Source organism: Streptomyces sp. MST-110588, assembly GCF_022695595.1.
In the GTDB taxonomy this organism is placed as follows: Bacteria; Actinomycetota; Actinomycetes; order Streptomycetales; family Streptomycetaceae; genus Streptomyces.
This window is the reverse complement of record NZ_CP074380.1, coordinates 1,501,891-1,517,315: the sequence shown is the minus strand read 5'-3', so window position 1 is coordinate 1,517,315 and position 15,425 is coordinate 1,501,891. Positions and strand designations below refer to the sequence as shown.

At 72.8% G+C, this 15,425-nt stretch carries 14 protein-coding genes; 11 read left to right on the top strand and 3 right to left on the bottom strand.

Annotation, left to right across the window (positions count from 1 at the left end):
• Window positions 1–45: 45 nt before the first annotated feature.
• Window positions 46–498, top strand: a complete 453-nt coding sequence (locus KGS77_RS06805; RefSeq protein ID WP_242579459.1) for a helix-turn-helix domain-containing protein — start codon at window positions 46–48, stop codon at window positions 496–498.
• 120 nt (window positions 499–618) lie between these two features.
• Here KGS77_RS06805 and KGS77_RS06800 read toward each other — a convergent pair whose 3' ends face one another.
• The gene (locus KGS77_RS06800) at window positions 619–1,632 is read right to left on the bottom strand and encodes an endonuclease/exonuclease/phosphatase family protein (RefSeq protein WP_242579457.1); all 1,014 of its coding nucleotides are present in this window, start codon (window positions 1,630–1,632) and stop codon (window positions 619–621) included.
• A 293-nt stretch (window positions 1,633–1,925) separates the two neighbouring features.
• On the opposite strand from KGS77_RS06800, the gene KGS77_RS06795 reads away from it, so the two are divergent.
• The 6 genes from KGS77_RS06795 to KGS77_RS06770 all read left to right on the top strand — a co-directional run bounded on the left by KGS77_RS06795 (window position 1,926) and on the right by KGS77_RS06770 (window position 7,331).
• Window positions 1,926–2,759: an MgtC/SapB family protein gene (locus KGS77_RS06795; protein WP_242579455.1), complete on the top strand. Its 834-nt coding sequence runs from the start codon at window positions 1,926–1,928 to the stop codon at window positions 2,757–2,759.
• 279 nt (window positions 2,760–3,038) lie between these two features.
• Window positions 3,039–4,076, top strand: coding sequence for a hypothetical protein (locus tag KGS77_RS06790; protein ID WP_242579453.1), 1,038 nt, complete (start codon window positions 3,039–3,041; stop codon window positions 4,074–4,076).
• Window positions 4,077–4,197: 121 nt separating this feature from the next.
• Window positions 4,198–5,445 (top strand): GNAT family N-acetyltransferase, encoded by a 1,248-nt coding sequence (locus KGS77_RS06785; RefSeq protein ID WP_242579451.1) that lies wholly within the window; start codon window positions 4,198–4,200, stop codon window positions 5,443–5,445.
• A 120-nt stretch (window positions 5,446–5,565) separates the two neighbouring features.
• Entirely contained in the window at window positions 5,566–6,489 is a 924-nt protein-coding gene (locus KGS77_RS06780; RefSeq protein WP_242579450.1) for a LysR family transcriptional regulator, read from the top strand.
• Window positions 6,490–6,604: 115 nt separating this feature from the next.
• Window positions 6,605–6,787 (top strand): 4-oxalocrotonate tautomerase DmpI, encoded by a 183-nt coding sequence (dmpI, locus tag KGS77_RS06775; RefSeq protein WP_242579449.1) that lies wholly within the window; start codon window positions 6,605–6,607, stop codon window positions 6,785–6,787.
• Window positions 6,788–6,983: 196 nt separating this feature from the next.
• Window positions 6,984–7,331 carry a PRC-barrel domain-containing protein gene (locus KGS77_RS06770; protein WP_242579448.1) on the top strand — a complete coding sequence of 116 codons (348 nt, stop codon included), beginning with the start codon at window positions 6,984–6,986 and terminating at the stop codon, window positions 7,329–7,331.
• 267 nt (window positions 7,332–7,598) lie between these two features.
• Here KGS77_RS06770 and KGS77_RS06765 read toward each other — a convergent pair whose 3' ends face one another.
• Together KGS77_RS06765 and KGS77_RS06760 are read right to left on the bottom strand one after the other, a co-directional pair.
• On the bottom strand, window positions 7,599–9,416 hold the full coding sequence (locus KGS77_RS06765) for a protein-arginine deiminase domain-containing protein (protein ID WP_242579447.1): 1,818 nt from the start codon (window positions 9,414–9,416) through the stop codon (window positions 7,599–7,601).
• Between the two features lie 210 nt (window positions 9,417–9,626).
• Window positions 9,627–10,571: a helix-turn-helix transcriptional regulator gene (locus KGS77_RS06760; RefSeq protein WP_242579436.1), complete on the bottom strand. Its 945-nt coding sequence runs from the start codon at window positions 10,569–10,571 to the stop codon at window positions 9,627–9,629.
• A 145-nt stretch (window positions 10,572–10,716) separates the two neighbouring features.
• Between KGS77_RS06760 and KGS77_RS06755 the strand changes: the two genes are divergently transcribed.
• From KGS77_RS06755 to KGS77_RS06740, 4 genes are all read left to right on the top strand, one after another.
• Window positions 10,717–12,258 (top strand): AMP-binding protein, encoded by a 1,542-nt coding sequence (locus KGS77_RS06755; RefSeq protein ID WP_242579434.1) that lies wholly within the window; start codon window positions 10,717–10,719, stop codon window positions 12,256–12,258.
• Between the two features lie 248 nt (window positions 12,259–12,506).
• A complete protein-coding gene (locus KGS77_RS06750; protein WP_242579433.1) occupies window positions 12,507–13,538 on the top strand; it encodes a polysaccharide deacetylase family protein in 1,032 nt (343 codons plus the stop codon).
• Window positions 13,539–13,582: 44 nt separating this feature from the next.
• Window positions 13,583–14,365, top strand: coding sequence for a sugar phosphate nucleotidyltransferase (locus tag KGS77_RS06745; RefSeq protein ID WP_277994195.1), 783 nt, complete (start codon window positions 13,583–13,585; stop codon window positions 14,363–14,365).
• Window positions 14,362–15,405 (top strand): GDP-mannose 4,6-dehydratase, encoded by a 1,044-nt coding sequence (locus KGS77_RS06740; protein ID WP_242579429.1) that lies wholly within the window; start codon window positions 14,362–14,364, stop codon window positions 15,403–15,405. The genes KGS77_RS06745 and KGS77_RS06740 overlap by 4 nt, the downstream gene beginning before the upstream one ends.
• Window positions 15,406–15,425 lie beyond the last annotated feature (20 nt).

Genomic DNA, 15,425 nt, shown 5'->3' with positions numbered 1-15,425 from the left:
GTTCCCTCTTGTTACCGACCGCATCCTGCGGCACTGTGAGGAGGTATGGAAGAAGGCACTTTGAAGTCACCGGCTCACTCCACGGGAACCATGGCGCCCGCCGGGGCGCCGGAAGAACCGTGCGACTACGACTACGACGCGCGGCAGTGGGACGTACGGGAGGGCTGTGAGGTCCGGCAGATCCTGGACCGGGTCGCCGACAAGTGGTCGCTGCTGGTCATCGCCCTCCTGGACCGGCGCACCCTGCGCTTCACCGAACTGCGGCGCGAGGTCGACGGCATCAGCCAGCGCATGCTGACCGTGACGCTGCGTCAGCTCGAACGTGACGGGCTCGTACGCCGCACCGTGCACCCCGTCGTCCCGCCGCGCGTGGACTACGCCCTCACGCCGCTCGGCGCCACGCTGCACGACACCATCCAGTCGCTGGTGACATGGACGGAGGAGCACCAGAACGAGATCGCCACCGCGCGCGCCGCGTACGACGCCCGCACGCAGTGACCGCGCCCGGCGTGAACGCGGACGCGGACAGGGTGCGGACGCGGACAGGGACGGCGGACGCGGACAGGGACGCGGACGCGGCGCCCGGCCTCCCGGCGCCCTGAGTGCGGGGTGAGCCGGTCAGTGCCCCGCATACAGGGTGAGCCGGACGAGCAGGGCGCGGTGGTCGGTGTCCGGCAGGTCCAGGAAGCGGGCGGCGCACGGCCGCAGCGCGTCACCGGCCAGCACATGATCGATCTGTGCGCCCAGCGGTGGCGCGGTGCCCGCCGGCCAGGAAGGCGTACGGGCACTGCCCACCGCCCGGGCACTGTCCCGCAGACCGGTGTCGAGCAGGGCGCGGAAGGCGGCGTGGTCCTGTGAGGCGTTGAAGTCACCCGCGATGACCAGGGGCCGGCCGTCGTGCCGTGCGGCCAGGCCGCGCAGCCGGCCCAGTTCGGCACGCCAGGTGTCCAGCGTGCCGGGCAGCGGCGGCATGGGGTGGGCGACCTGGAAGCGCAGCCGGTGGCCGCGGACGGTGACCTGGGCCCGGGGCATCGCCAGTTCGCCGGCCACCTCGCCGTCGGGGACGAGCGGATGTCTGCTGAGGATCGCGGAGCCCTGGGCGGCACCGTCACCGGCGGAGATCCGGTACGGATAGGCGGCCCGGACCTCGGCGGAGCCCACCGCGGCGGCGCACCGCACCGGATCGCATTCCTGGAGGGACACCAGGTCCGGCCGCTCCCGCCGCAGCACCTCCAGCAGTCCGCCGGTGGCCCGGCCGAACTCCAGGTTCGCGCTCAGCACGCGCAGCGTGGCCACGGCGGGCCCGTGTGCCGCGGGCGGCTCGGCCCCGTACGGACGGATGAAGGCGGCGGTGACCAGCAGCGCCCCGGCCGCCCAGGCGCAGCCGGTCCGCCAGCGGGCGGCGAAGGCCAGCAGCAGGGCGAGCCCGGCCGGCACCGCCAGCCAGGGCAGGAAGGCCAGGAGCTGGGGGACGGGCGTGATGCCGTCGCAGCCCGCGGCCCGGAAGGCCAGCGGCAGGCTCACGCCGGCCAGCAGCGCACCCGCACACCACGCCACCGGCCGCCGCCGGAGCCCCCGCCCCGACCTACGCGGCCACCGCCCCGACCCCAGGGCCACCGCCCCCGTGGCCATCGCCGCCGCGGTCGCTCGTTCACCGCCCCCGTCGCCATGCGGCGATGCTGCCGGACCGCGCCGGGCGGCCGACACCCGTCGTACCCGTTCATGGGGAGGTCTTGGCCGGAACAGGGACGGACCAGGCGACGGGCCCCGCCGATTCAACACCTGACCGGTAACGGCCGATACAGGAGGGGAGCGCAGTACGGACGAGGCGGTTGGAACAGAACGAGGCGGCCGGAACGAAGCGAGGCCGCCGGTACGGACGAGCACACCCGTACGGACGAGGACCGGGACGAAGAGAGCGGACCATGGTGAACGAGTGGCACCTGGCGGGCAACATCGCCGCCGGACTCGGTTTCGGGGCGGTCATCGGCCTGGAGCGCCAGTGGCGCGCCCGGATGGCCGGACTGCGGACGAACGCGCTGGTCGCCGCCGGGTCCGCGCTGTTCGTGCTGCTGTCGCAGTACGGCTTCGCCGCCGCCACGAGCACCACCGGCTACGACGGCTCACGCGTGGCCGCGCAGATCGTCTCCGGCATCGGCTTCCTGGGCGCCGGCGTCATCATGCGCGACGGTCTGAACGTACGCGGCCTGAACACCGCCGCCACACTGTGGTGTTCGGCCGCCGTCGGAGCGCTCGCCGGCACCGGCCTGTACGCGGTCGCGGCGCTGGGCACGGCAGGTGTGGTCGGCGCGAACCTGGTGCTGCGACCGCTGGGCCGGCGGCTGGACCGGGAGCCCGGGGGCGGCGCCGAGGTCGCCACCGACTACTACTTCGAGGCGGTGTGCACCGAGCCCGAAGAGGCACACATCCGGGCGCTGGTGGTCCAGGCCGTCAGCCGGCCCGGCTTCCGGCTGCGGGCCGTGCACAGCCGGGACGCGGGCGCCCACGGCGAGGCACCGGAGCAGGTGACGGTCGCCGCGGAGCTGACCACCGACCGCCGTGACGACAGCCTCCTGGAAGAGGCCGTGAGCAGACTGTCGCTGGAGCCCGCGGTCAGCGCGGTGAGCTGGACGGTGCTGAACAACCCGGACGGCGGCGAGGAGGACTTCGGCCGGGACGCCCCCGCCCGTGCCCGCTCCCGTTCCCGTCACCGGGTCCGGGACTTCTTCCCCGGGCCGGGCGGCGGGCGGCGGCACTGAAGCGGGCGGCGCGGGCCGGGGGAGACGGCCGGAACGGACCGGGACGAGCCGGTGGCCGACACGCGTGGCGGGGTACGGACCATCCGGCCAAAGTCCCCGGCCCGCTGGGCACCCCGGCGGCACTGTCTACGTTGTGGTCCGCGCGAGGAGAAATCCCGGCGCGAGAAGAAAACCAGGCGCGACAGACAGGCCCGTCAGACAGGCCCATCAGGCAAGCCCGTCAGAGAAACCTGTCAGAGAAACCCGTCGGAGAAACCCATTCCTGAGCGAGGAGTTCTCATGCCCGTCTCCACCACGCCCGGCGTCAACTGGGGCACCTGGATCAACCTGGAGGGCGGCATCTTCGCCGAGCCCGCCCCGGTGCTCAACGCCGACAACCGCGTGCAGGTCTTCGTACAGGGCGGCAGCAACGGCCTCTACAGCAAGTGGGAGAAGCGCGACGGCTCCTGGAACAGCAGCTACCTCAAGCACGAGGGCGCCAACATCGCCGGTGTGCCCAGCGCGGTCCTCGGCAGGGACGGTAAGATCCGCGTCTACTACCGTACGCCCGACAACCACCTGGAAGTCATCACCCAGTCCGTCGTCAACGGCGGCTTCGACACCCCCAAGCGCATCGTGACGAACATCGGCGGCGACCCGGCCGCCGCGTTCAACGCCGACGGCCGCATCCAGGTCTTCTTCCGCGGCTCCGACGGCGCCCTGTGGTACACCCGCAACCAGGGACTTCAGTACGAGCAGTACACCGGCCCGGCGTCCCTGGGCGGCACCATCCACGCGACCCCCTCGCCCGTCCTGGACGGCTCCGGCCGGATCGTGGTCGCGGTCAAGGGCGGCAACGACACCCTCCACACCATCCAGCAGAAGGTGGCGAGCGACCCCGACGCGTGGGAGTCCTTCCAGCAGGAGACCACCGGCGTCACCACCCGCCCGACAGTCGTCGCGGACGCGGCCGGCCGGGTCCAGATCTTCTACCGCGGCTCCGACGGCTCCGCCTGGCGCGTCGGACAGCAGGACGACTACGACCGCTTCCACACCTCCGTCTCGCTCCGCGGCCAGATCATCAACCGCCCCACGGCCGCCCTCGGGCTGGACGGCCGGGTCAACGTCATCGTCAAGGGCAGTGACAAGGCCCTGTGGGTGGCGGTGCAGAACCAGGAGAACGACTCCGCGTACGGCCACTTCCAGAGCCTGGCCGGCGTCATCGGCGACGCCGACGTCAGCCCGGTCATCGCCAACCGCGACGGGCTGCTGTACGTCTTCACCCAGGGCTCCGGCGCGCCCCGGAACCTGTGGCTCCAGCGGCAGACCTGGGCCTGACCACGCACGCGTACCAGCCCGTACGGGTACCGGCGGCCATCTGCCGGCCCGTACGGGTACGGCCCGGCCGGCACCGCAAAAACCGGATGACGCCCACGGCGCGGGGAGTTAGCGTCCCTACGTGACTCAGGACATCCGGGTGATCCCCGAAGCCCACGTCGACCGTGCCCTGGACCTCGCCGATCTCGCCTTCCACGAGAAGACGGGGGACAGCACCCGCAAGCGTCACCGTGACATCCTGCTGGAGTGCGAGCGCGTCGGCGCGTACGACGGTGACGTGCTCGTCGGACAGATCGCCGCCCACCGGCTCCACATGTCCGTCCCCGGCGGCGAACTGCCCACCGCCGGGCTCGACTTCGTCTCGGTCGCGCCCACCCACCGCCGGCGGGGCGTGCTGACCGCCATGATGGACGAGCTGTGGCGCCGGTGCGCCGCGGCCGGGCAGCCGCTGGCCTGCCTGTGGGCGTCCGAGGCCGCCATCTACGGCCGGTTCGGGTTCGGGCCCGCCACCGAGGCGTGCACCGTCGAGATCGACTCCTCGCGCCCGCTGGCGCTGCGCATCACCCCCGACGACCGGCCGCTGCGGCTGGTCGACCCGGCGGACGCGCCCGCCCTGATCGGCCCGGTGTACGAGGCGGGCCGGGCCAGGCGGGCCGGTCAACTGGCCCGCGACGAGGCACGGTGGCACAACGGGACGCTGTTCGTCCCGGAGGACGACGATGACGACGACGGACCGGTGCGTGTGGTCGTCCTCGGGGAGGCGCGCGAGGCGCCGGCCGGGTACGCGGTCTACCGCACCAAGGGCGAGGACGAGGAGGCCGGAGTCGCCGGCATCCCCGGCCGGGTGAGCGTGGACGAACTGGAGGCGGTCGACGCCCCGGCCGCCGCGGCCCTGTGGTCCTACCTCGCCTCCATCGACCTCACGAAGAGGGTACGGTCCTGGATCCGCCCGTGCGACGATCCGCTGCTGCACTTCGCCGCCGACCGCGACCAGGTGCGCGTCACCGGCCGTTTCCCTGCGCAGTGGCTGCGCCTGGTGGATGTCCGCGCCGCCTTGACGGCCCGTTCCTGGGCGGCGCCCGTCGACCTGGTCCTGGACGTACGGGATGACGCGCTGCCCGCCAACGCCGGCCGCTTCCGGCTGACGGCCGGACCGGACGGCGCCGCGTACGAAGCGGTGACCGCCCCCGGCACGGCGGCCGACCTCTCCTTGGACGTACGGGAGCTGGCGGCCTGCTACCTGGGCGGCACCCCGCTGCGCCATCTGGTGACGGCCGGGCTGGTCACCGAGCACACCCCGGGAGCGGTCCGGCGCCTGGACGCCGCCCTGGCGACCGAGTACGAGCCCTTCGCCGGAGAGAATTACTGATCGGCGGGCGACCGTGATCCCTTGGTCCCGACGGACGACGGACGACGGACGACGGACGACGGAATCAAGGGACCACGGTCGCCGGACCACCGGTCACAGGCGTGAGGGAAGAGGGCGGACGTGGAGCTGCGCCAGGTGCGGTACTTCGTCATGGTCGCGCAGGAGCTGCACTTCGGACGGGCCGCCGAGCGGCTGCACATCGTGCAGTCGGCGGTCAGCCAGCAGGTACGGCGGCTGGAACGGGAGCTGGGGACCGACCTCCTGGACCGGTCCGCCCGGCAGGTGCGGCTGACGGCCGCGGGCGCGCGCTTCCTGCCCGAGGCGCGGGCGCTGCTGGCCGCCGAGGCCCGCGCCCGCGCCGTCGTGGCGGAACTGACGGCCGCACAGGGCAGCACCCTGCGGCTGGGCACCAGCACCGGCCTGGGAACGCACCTGGACCGGGTGCTGGACGCCCTTGCCGCCTCCGCTCCCGGCCTCGGCGTGGAACTGGTCTCCGCGCCGACCGGGCAGCGGCTGGCGGCGGTGGCCGCCGGTGACCTGGACGCGGCATTCGTGCGGGGCCGGGCGCCGGACGGCCGGGGGGAGGGGCTGCGCTTCCACCCGCTGTGGCAGGACCCGCTGGTCGCCGTCGTGCCGGCCGCCCACCCCCTGGCCGCGGTCACGGGGGGCCTGCACCTGACCGACCTGGCGGACGTACCGCTGCGGCTGACCGCCCGCCGCAACCATCCCGCCCTGGTCGACCTGGTGGTCACCGCCTGCCACGACGCCGGCTTCGAGCCCGTGCCCAGGGCCTCCTCCGGTTCGCTCCAGGACAATCTCGCCGCGATCGGCGCCGGCGGCCGTACCGACCCGACCTGGACGGTCGTCTATGCCTCGCACGCCCGGCAGCTCCACGCGCCCCGGGTGGCCTTCCAGCCCTTCCGCACGCCCGGCCTGGAACTGACCACCTGCCTGGCCGTACGCCGGGCCGCCCCGCCCGCCTGCCTGGACGCGCTGCTCGCGGCCTGCGCCGCCCCGCCCCCGGACAACGATCGCGATCGGTGATCGCTGTGTGCGCGAAGTGCTTCTTGGCCGGCCGGTCCGCACCGGGTGAACTGGGGACATGCCGGTGAGCCGCCCGGAAGGGCCGGGTGGCCGCCGCGGAGACAAGGAGTCGGTCATGCCCGTCGTCACCGTCCAGCAGGGTCCGCGCAGCGTCGAGCTCAAGCGGGAGCTGGTCAAGCAGATCACCGACGCGTTCGTGGACGCGTACCACATCCCGGCCGAGACCGTGCAGGTGTGGATCCAGGAGGTGCCCACCGATAGCTGGGGCACGGCGGGCAAGCTGACCGCCGACAAGTAGCGGCGGGCCGGGGAGCCGGTAACGGAGGCCGGTAACGGCGGGGGCAGGGAACGGGGAACGGGAACGGGAACGTAACGGGGGATCGGAGCCGGGCGGCGTCGCTGGGCTCCGAATTCCGCGGCCTGACCGGTTTGGGGGCATTGCGGTCGGGCACTCGGTCCGCGTTCCCGGTCCCGATCGAGCGAAGGAGATCTCCGTGAGCGACATTTGGGGCTACCCGGCCGCCGCCGGCCACACCGCCGGCATGGACCTGACCGGCTTCAAGGTCGAGGCCACCGACGGCAGCATCGGCAAGGTGGACAAGCACTCCGATGACGTGGGTTCCGCGTACATCGTGGTCGACACCGGCCCGTGGATCTTCGGCAAGCAGGTGCTGCTGCCGGCCGGCACCATCTCCTCGGTGGACGCCGCCGAGCAGACGATCTATGTGTCCCGCACCAAGGAAGAGATCAAGAACTCCCCGGAGTTCGACAAGGAAAAGCACCTCGGTGACCCGGACTACCACCAGAGCATCGGCACGTACTACCGGTCACCGCACAACTGACGCCGCATCGGCACCACACGGCCGCCGACGCGGTGCGCCCGCCACCGGCACCGTACGCCCGCCACCGGCACCCGTGCGTACGCCGATGACGCCGTACGCACGCCGCCGAGGCGGCCCGTACGCCGTCGGCGCGGTGCGCAAGGGCGGGGCCGGCCGGAAACCTTCCGGCCGGCCCGCCGCCTTCATACGCGCTGCCTTCATACGCGCCGGCGTCCACCGCCCCGCGTCCGGTGCCGCGCCGCGCCGTACGCGCTGCGGTCACGGCGGTCACGGGATCTCGCGCAGTGCGTTGGTCGCGCAGTGCACCTCGCCGCCGCCCAGGTGGGCCCAGGAGAAGTTCTCCACCCAGTGCACCCGTACGCCGTTCGCGGTCAGTTGGCGTTCGGCCTCTTCCCGGAACAGGTCGCGGCCGGCCAGTCGCGGGCCGTGCGGGTCGGGGGCGGCGAAGTCGCGGGACGTCAGCGAGAGTCCGTTGACGAGGGCGGGGGAGAAGGCCAGATGGCGGCGCGGGAGGCCGCCGCCCGGGTCGAGCCGCACATACAGCGTCGGCAGCCGTACGATCTCCGTCGCCTTCAGACCGGTGGCACGCAGCAGCACCTTCAGTTGGCCGTCGATGTGCCGGGCGGCGTCCGCGCTGTCGCCGGTGGCGGCGTCCTGGCGCAAGAACTCCTCGACGGTCGGCTTGTGCTCGGCCACCGTGCCGGCGAACAGCCGCTGTCCGCCCTGGCCCGCGTCCCGGGCCCGCTTGAGCAGGCCGATCGCCAGCCGGGGGTCGGAGACGGCCAGCGTCCAGCCGCGCGCGTTGTCGGCCCGTACGACATGTACCGTCTCGTCCGCGTGCCCGACCACCAGCCAGGACGTGTCGAGCACCACCGGCGGCTGCTTGCCCTGGGCGCGCAGCATCCGGACGAAGGAGGGGTCGGGGCGGCGCTGCGGGGTGCTGCCGTAGACGATCCGGCCCTGCGGGAATCCCTTGTACGGCGGCAGCGACTCGATGTTACCGGTGAAGTTCAGCAGCTCGTCCACACCGGGCCCGCGCCGGGTCGTGTACTGCTGGACGATGCCCACGTCCGGGCCGCGCAGGTCGCGGAAGAGCAGCCGTCCCGCCCGGCGCAGGCTGGCGGACTTCCCGTCGGCGGACTTCCAGTAGTTGGGGGAGCGCAACAGGATGCGCAGGGTCTGCGGGCCGTCGGGGGTCGGCCTGCTGACGTACGCGGGCTCGGCGATGTCCTGCCGCCAGATGTCCCGCCACCACTGCGCGGTGCCGCGCTGGAAGCGCAGCCGGCCCTCCCCGAGCCCGGCCGCCCGGGTCGCTGTGCGCAGCGAGTCGGCGAACTGCCGCCACTGGCCGGGCCGGCGATGGGAGGCGGGAACCTCGGCCGGCTGGCCCGTCCCGGGGCCGGGAGCGGCGGCGAAGACGTGCTGTGCCCGTTGCAGATCGTTCTGGAGCAGGACGGGCGCGATACGCAGCGCCAGCTCCGTACCACTGGTGCGGCCCCGGTCCGTCACGGACAGCGAGAGCGTCAGCCGGCCGTCCCAGCGCCGTGGGTCGCGCACGATGTCGCGCCCTTCGACGGCCAGCCGCGCCCCGTGCCGCAGCTCCGCGCCGCCGAGCCGCCCGTCGCTCCCCAGCGAGACCCACCGCCCCCCGCGTTCGACGAAGACCCGTACGTACGGGCGCTGCGCGGCGGGGACGAAGACGCGGCCGGACGCCTCACGGCCCACCCGCATCGCCGCCACCCGCACCGGAGTGAGGTCCTTGAGGTCGCCGGGGCCGTTGACGACCTCGTCGGCGGCGTCGTGGCAGGCGGCCAGCCGCTCGTCCACGGCCACCTCCAGCCGGTCGAGGTCGCCGGGGAGCAGCCGGCAGCGCCGCGCGTCGTCGTCCAGGTTGGGCAGCACGACCGTGCCCTGCGGCGCCCGCAGGACGGGCGCGGGCGGGGCGTCGGCCCGCGCCGGGACCGGGACCAGCAGCGTGCCGGCCACGGCGGCGGCGCAGATCACGGCGGGGAGGGTCACGGCGGGAACGGTGGTGCGCCGTGGGCGGCGTCCCCGCTCGTACGAAGCCTTCGTCGCGGATTTCATCGCAGGCCCTTCTTTGATCCGCCGACGCGTACGGGCGCACGGGTACGTGCCGTGCGGGCGGTCGGCCGGGTTGGTGGACGATCACCACTCTTCCCGCCGTCCGCCGCCGTCGCCTCCTGCGCCGGTCCGACTCCCGGGTGGACCCTTCGACGCACCCGGGGGTGGATCCTCTCCACCCGGAGCGGGAGGAGCCACACAGGCACGCGCTCTTTACGGCAGCAGGCCCGTCCGGCGGGCCGCCACCACCGCCTGGAGCCTGGTACGGGCGCCGAGCTTGCGCATGGCCGAGCGCAGATAGCTCTTGACCGTCTCCGGCCGCAGGCCCAGCCGCTCGGCCACTTCCGCGTTGGTCGCACCGGACGCCACGCACGCCAGGACGTCCACCTCGCGCGGGGACAGCCGCCCGCCCTGTACGGCAGCACCGCCCCGCAGGCCGGCGCTGCCGTACAGGCCGGCACCGTCCCGTACGCCGACGCCGACGCCGTCCCGTACGCCGGCACCGTCCCGTACGCCGGTGCCCGCGCGGCCCGGCGTGGTGGCCGCCGCGATTCGGCCGCACACCGCCAGCACCTCCTGGCGCAGCAGCGGGTCGGTGATCCGCCGGGCGAGCGCCCGCAGGTCACCGTGTGCCTCGCGGACCTCCTCCCACATCGCCGGGTCCGCGGCGGTCGGCTGCCGGGCGACCGACAGCAGCCGCTGCGCCTCGTCCTGGAGCAGCAGCGCCTGTTCGAGTTCACGGGCCGCCTCCATCGCGGCCGTCAGCGCCCGGTCGCCGAGCTGCAGCGGCCGGCGCAGCGCCCCGTACAGGATTCCGCGCACCCGGCGGCGTACGACCACGGGCACCGCGAGCACCGACCGCAGCCCCTCGGCCGTCACCGCCGCGTCGTACTCGTGGCTGATCACGGCGGAGGAGTGGTAGTCGGTGACCGCGAACGGCCGGGTCAGCGCGGCGGCCTTGCCGCCCAGCCCGGTGCCGTGATGAATGCTCAGGCCCCGCAGCACGGCCGTGGCCGTACCGGACAGCTCGCTGATGCGATAGCGCCCCGTACCGGCCGACAGACCGCCGAACGCCACCGGCAGCCCGCTGCCCCGGCGCAGCCGCGACAGGGCCGCCCGTACCTCCACCGAGCCGCCCGGCCCGTCCTCGTCCCGCACCCCGAAACCTCCGCTTCCCCCCGTTCGGGGGTGGTGAGACCTGCGTCACTGATTACACGATGGCGGGAAGCGGTGCGGCAACGGAAAGAACGTACGGCCGGCACGGAACACCACGCGCCCGGCCGAGAGCGAACAGGGAGAGAGCATGCGGACACCGATGACGATCGCGGACTTCCTCGACCGGGCGGAGCTGGGTTTCTCCTCCTGCGCCGGCGTGGTCGACGAACCGCACCAGCCCGGCCCGCCGGTGCCCGTGGCGACTTACGGCCGGCTCGGTGAGCGGGTCCGGGCCTGGCAGGCGGGCCTGGACGCGCTCGGCGTCGGGGAGGGCGCGCGGGTGGCGGTGGTCAGCCACAACTCCGCGCGGCTGCTGGAGCTGTTGTTCGCGGTGCCGATGAGCGGCCGGATCTGTGTGCCGGTCAACTTCCGCCTCAAGCCCGAGGAGGTCGCGTACGTGGTGCGGCAGAGCGGCTCCTCGGTCCTGCTCGTCGATCCGGAGCTCGAGGACGCGCTGTCCGGCGTCAAGGCGGACCACCGTTTCGTCCTCGGGGAGCAGACCGAGACCGAGCTGATGCGGTTCGGCACCGAGCCGCGCCCCTGGTCGGACCCGGACGAGGACGCCACCGCGACGATCAACTACACCTCGGGCACCACGGCCCGCCCCAAGGGGGTGCGGCTGACCCACCGCAACATCTGGGTCAACGGTGTCACCTTCGGGCTGCACACCCGCGCGTGGGAGGGCGACGTGTACCTCCACACGCTGCCGATGTTCCACTGCAACGGCTGGGGCATGCCGTACGTGATGGCCGGGCTCGGCGTCAAACAGGTGGTGCTGCGCAAGGTCGACGGCGCGGAGATCCTGCGCCGCGTCGAGGAGCACGGCGTCACGCTCATGTGCGGTGCCCCCGCCGTGTGGAACGCGGTCCTGGACGCGGCGGCCACCTGGGAAGGCGGCATCCCGGGCCGGGACCGGGTCCGCATCGTGTGCGCGGGCGCCCCGCCGCCGAGCAAGATGATCCAGCGGGTGGAGGAGGAACTGGGCTGGGAGTTCACCCAGATCTACGGTCTGACCGAGACCTCCCCGCTGCTCACCTTCAACCGGACCCGGCCCGCCGACACCCGGCTGCCCGCCGCGGAGCGGGCGCGCAAGCTCTCCCGCGCGGGGCTGCCCGCACTCGGCGTCAAACTCAGGGTCTCCGGGTCCGGCGAGGTGCTGGCCCGCGCCAACGTCGTACTCGACGGCTACTGGGACAAGCCGGAGGAAACCGCGGCGGCTCTGGAGGACGGCTGGTTCCACACCGGTGACGGCGGCGTCATCGACGACGCCGACGGCCACCTGACGATCTCCGACCGGAAGAAGGACGTGATCATCACCGGCGGCGAGAACGTCTCCTCGATCGAGGTCGAGGACACGATCTTCAGCCACCCGGCGGTCGCCGAGGTCGCCGTCATCGGCGTGCCGCACGAGAAGTGGGGCGAGACGGTCAAGGCCCTCGTCGTCCTCGCCGAAGGGGCCACGGCACAGGAGGCCGACATCATCGCCCACTGCAAGCAGCGCATCGCCGGCTACAAGGCGCCGACGACCGTCGAGTTCCGCGACGCCATCCCGCGCACGGCGACCGGGAAGATCCAGAAGTTCAAGCTCCGCCGGCCCTACTGGTCCGATGCGGACCGGCAGATCAACTGACCGGTACTCCGCCCTTCCGGCCACCGCGCTCCCGGCTGCCGCGTCACCGTCCTCCTGGCTGCCGCGCTCCTGGCTGCCGCGTCGCCGCACCGTCGCCGGGACCGGTCGTGCGACGTGCGGACCTGGCCGATCGGTTACCCCGCATGGGCGCGCGAGCAGATCTTCCGCGGCGCCGGCCGGTCCGCGAGGCTCACTCCTCGTACGGAGCGGCCGGCGCGGGCCCGGCCGGTAGGAGCCCAGGAGGTCTCATGTGGATCGCTGCCCTCGCATGGGACGCGCGCGGCTACGAGGTGGTCTGCGTACACACCGGCGGAGGCGGCCTTACGCCGTGGCGCGTCGGCGCGGGCCAGGTCGACCGGCTCATCGCCCGGCTGAAGGACCTCGCGGCGTCCGGCGGGGAGGAGGTCGCCGCCGTCGTGGAGAGCACCAACGGTCTGCTCGACGGGCCGCTGCTGGCCGCCGGGCTGCCGGTCTTCCGGGCCGACCCGTGGCTGCTGCCGCGCCGGCCGCACGATGCGTCGGTCGGCGCGGGCGACCTCGCACGGCACGCGCTCGCCTCCCAGGACGCCCTGGTACGGCTCACCACACGGACCGGGACGCTGGCCGGGCGGGCCGGGGAAATGGAGCGGCACATCGAGGAGTGCGCTCCGGCCGAGCGCGAACTGGCCCGCAGGGGCCTGTACGTCCGACGCGGCCCGGCCTCGGCCCCCAAGGTGGCGCTGACCTTCGACGACGGGCCCTGCCCGCCGTACACCGGGGAAATCCTGGACGTGCTGCGGGTCCATCAGGTGCCGGCGACCTTCTTCTGCGTGGGGCTGCACGCCGACGCCCACCCGGAAGTCCTGGAACGCATCGCGGCCCAGGGGCACCACATCGGGAACCACACCTGGTCCCACCCCTACCTTCCCGATCTCACGCGCGCCGAGCTCGACTTCCAGATCGACGCCACGAACCGGGCCGTGCGCCGGGTCACCGGCACCGAGCCCCGTCTGCTGCGCCCGCCGTACGGGTCACGTACCCCAGAGGTGCTGCGGTGGCTCGCGGACCGGGGGATGACCACGGTGCTGTGGGACAACGACCCCTGCGACTGGGCCGTGCCCGGCGCCGAGGCCATCGCCGGGGCCGTCGTCGAGCAGACCCGCAACGGCTCGATCGTGCTGATGCACGACGGTGGCGGCGACCGGTCGCAGACCGTCGCGGCCCTTCCCGGGATCATCGGGCAACTCGCCGCCCGCGGTCATGAATTCGTCACGGCCGATGAGATCGCCACATCCCTGTGAAGCAATCGCCACATCCCTGTGAAGCAAACGGAGCGAGGATTGCCATGCAGTTCGACTGCGCGGGTGTGATTGTTGCCGGAGGATATGGGAAGCGGCTCGCACCCATCACGAATGTGCTGCCCAAGGTACTGGTGCCGGTCGGCGACCGGGCCATGCTGGACGTCCTCGTCGGTCAGCTCGCCGGCCTGGGAATCACCCGGACCCATCTGCTGCTCGGGCACCAGGCGGATCTCGTACGGGCTTATGCGGACGGCCGCCCGCAGCTCACCGAGCAGATGAGGCTGTGCTTCCACACGGACACCGGTGACCTGGGAACGGCGGGCCCCCTCAGCCGTATCCGCACGGGACCGGGAACCCTGCTCGTGATGAACGGGGACGTGCTCACCACGGCCGATCTCAGAGAACTCATCCACAGGCACCACGACGAAGGCAACGATTTCACGGTTGCCACCACCGATTACCCGGTCACCGTCCCCTACGGGGTGCTGCACAGCGACGACCGCTCCCGCCTGGTCACCGTCGACGAGAAGCCGTCGCTGGAATTCCGGGTCAGTGCCGGTATTTACGTCTTGGGATCCAGGGCGCGCGCCCAAGTCCCGGGAGAGGGGCCCGACGACATGCCCGACCTCATCCGGCGCTGCATGAAAGCGGGCCTGAAAGTCGGCACGCACCGGCTGCTCGGCGGCGCGTGGTTCGACCTCGGCACGGAAGACGGCTACCGCCGCTGTCTGCAATACGGCGCCACGCCCGCCGGCCCGACCACCGCACCACCCGCCGGCCCGTCCGCTCCACCCGCCCGACACTCAAGAGAACAGGTACGTCCATGAACGCACACACCACCGCCGACGAGCAGGACCAGCAGGACGAGCGGGACCAGCGGCCCGGACCGTCGTGGGAGGGGCGGACCGTGGCGGTCACCGGTGCCGCCGGGTTCTTCGGCAGCAGGCTGACGCGCCGCCTGCTGGACGCCGGAGCGCACGTACGCGCCTTTGTACGCTACCGGTCGGACGGCGGGATCGGCCGGCTCTCCGGTTTCGGTGAGCACGAACGGCTGGAGATCCACCGGGGCGACCTGCGCGACGAGGCGGGACTGCCGCCACTCCTGGAGGGCGCGGATGCCGTCTACCACCTCGGCGCGCTGGTCTCGGTGCCGTACAGCCGCCAGGACCCCGGCGCCTACCTGAGCGTCAACACGCTGGGCACCTGCCGTGTGCTGACCACGGCCCAGCGGATGGGAGTCGGCCGCATGATCGTGGTGTCGACCTCGGAGGTCTACGGCACGGCGCAGACCGAGCAGATCACCGAGGACCACCCGCTGGTGGCCCAGTCGCCCTACTCCGCCTCGAAGATCGCCGTCGAGAAGGTCTGCGAGAGCTTCCACCGCGCCTTCGGGGCGCCCGTCGTCACCGTACGGCCCTTCAACCTCTACGGGCCCGGGCAGAGCCGGCGGGCGGTGATCCCCAGCCTCGCCCACCAGATCGTGCACCAGGACGTGGTCCGTGTGGGCAACACCTCGGCCTCACGGGACTTCAACTTCGTCCAGGACACCGTGGAGGCGATGCAGCGCATCGGGCTGGCACCCGCGGACCGGGTGGTCGGACAGACGTTCAACATCGGGTCCGACGTCAGCGTCTCGATCAAAGAGGTCGCCGACCTGCTCAGCGAACTCTCCGGCCGGCACGTGGTGTTCGAGACGGACGAGTCCCGGCTGCGCCCGCACGGTGTAGAGGTGCTCCGCCTCCGGGCGGACAGCAGCCGGCTGCGCGGCGTCATCGGCCCCTGGCCCCGTACCCCGCTGGAGGAGGGACTGCGCGAGGTGCTCGACCACGAACGCCGCTCGGCCGCCTCGGTCGGCAGCTTCATATGAGCGCTGCCCGCCCCTTCGAT

What these genes read in the sequence shown, in the direction of transcription:
- KGS77_RS06805 (WP_242579459.1), top strand. Translation starts at nt 46, where the DNA reads ATGGAAGAAGGCACTTTGAAGTCACCGGCTCACTCCACGGGAACCATG.
- KGS77_RS06800 (WP_242579457.1), bottom strand. Translation starts at nt 1,632, where the DNA reads ATGGCCACGGGGGCGGTGGCCCTGGGGTCGGGGCGGTGGCCGCGTAGG.
- KGS77_RS06795 (WP_242579455.1), top strand. Translation starts at nt 1,926, where the DNA reads ATGGTGAACGAGTGGCACCTGGCGGGCAACATCGCCGCCGGACTCGGT.
- KGS77_RS06790 (WP_242579453.1), top strand. Translation starts at nt 3,039, where the DNA reads ATGCCCGTCTCCACCACGCCCGGCGTCAACTGGGGCACCTGGATCAAC.
- dmpI (WP_242579449.1), top strand. Translation starts at nt 6,605, where the DNA reads ATGCCCGTCGTCACCGTCCAGCAGGGTCCGCGCAGCGTCGAGCTCAAG.
- KGS77_RS06765 (WP_242579447.1), bottom strand. Translation starts at nt 9,416, where the DNA reads ATGAAATCCGCGACGAAGGCTTCGTACGAGCGGGGACGCCGCCCACGG.
- KGS77_RS06755 (WP_242579434.1), top strand. Translation starts at nt 10,717, where the DNA reads ATGCGGACACCGATGACGATCGCGGACTTCCTCGACCGGGCGGAGCTG.
- KGS77_RS06750 (WP_242579433.1), top strand. Translation starts at nt 12,507, where the DNA reads ATGTGGATCGCTGCCCTCGCATGGGACGCGCGCGGCTACGAGGTGGTC.
- KGS77_RS06745 (WP_277994195.1), top strand. Translation starts at nt 13,583, where the DNA reads ATGCAGTTCGACTGCGCGGGTGTGATTGTTGCCGGAGGATATGGGAAG.
- KGS77_RS06740 (WP_242579429.1), top strand. Translation starts at nt 14,362, where the DNA reads ATGAACGCACACACCACCGCCGACGAGCAGGACCAGCAGGACGAGCGG.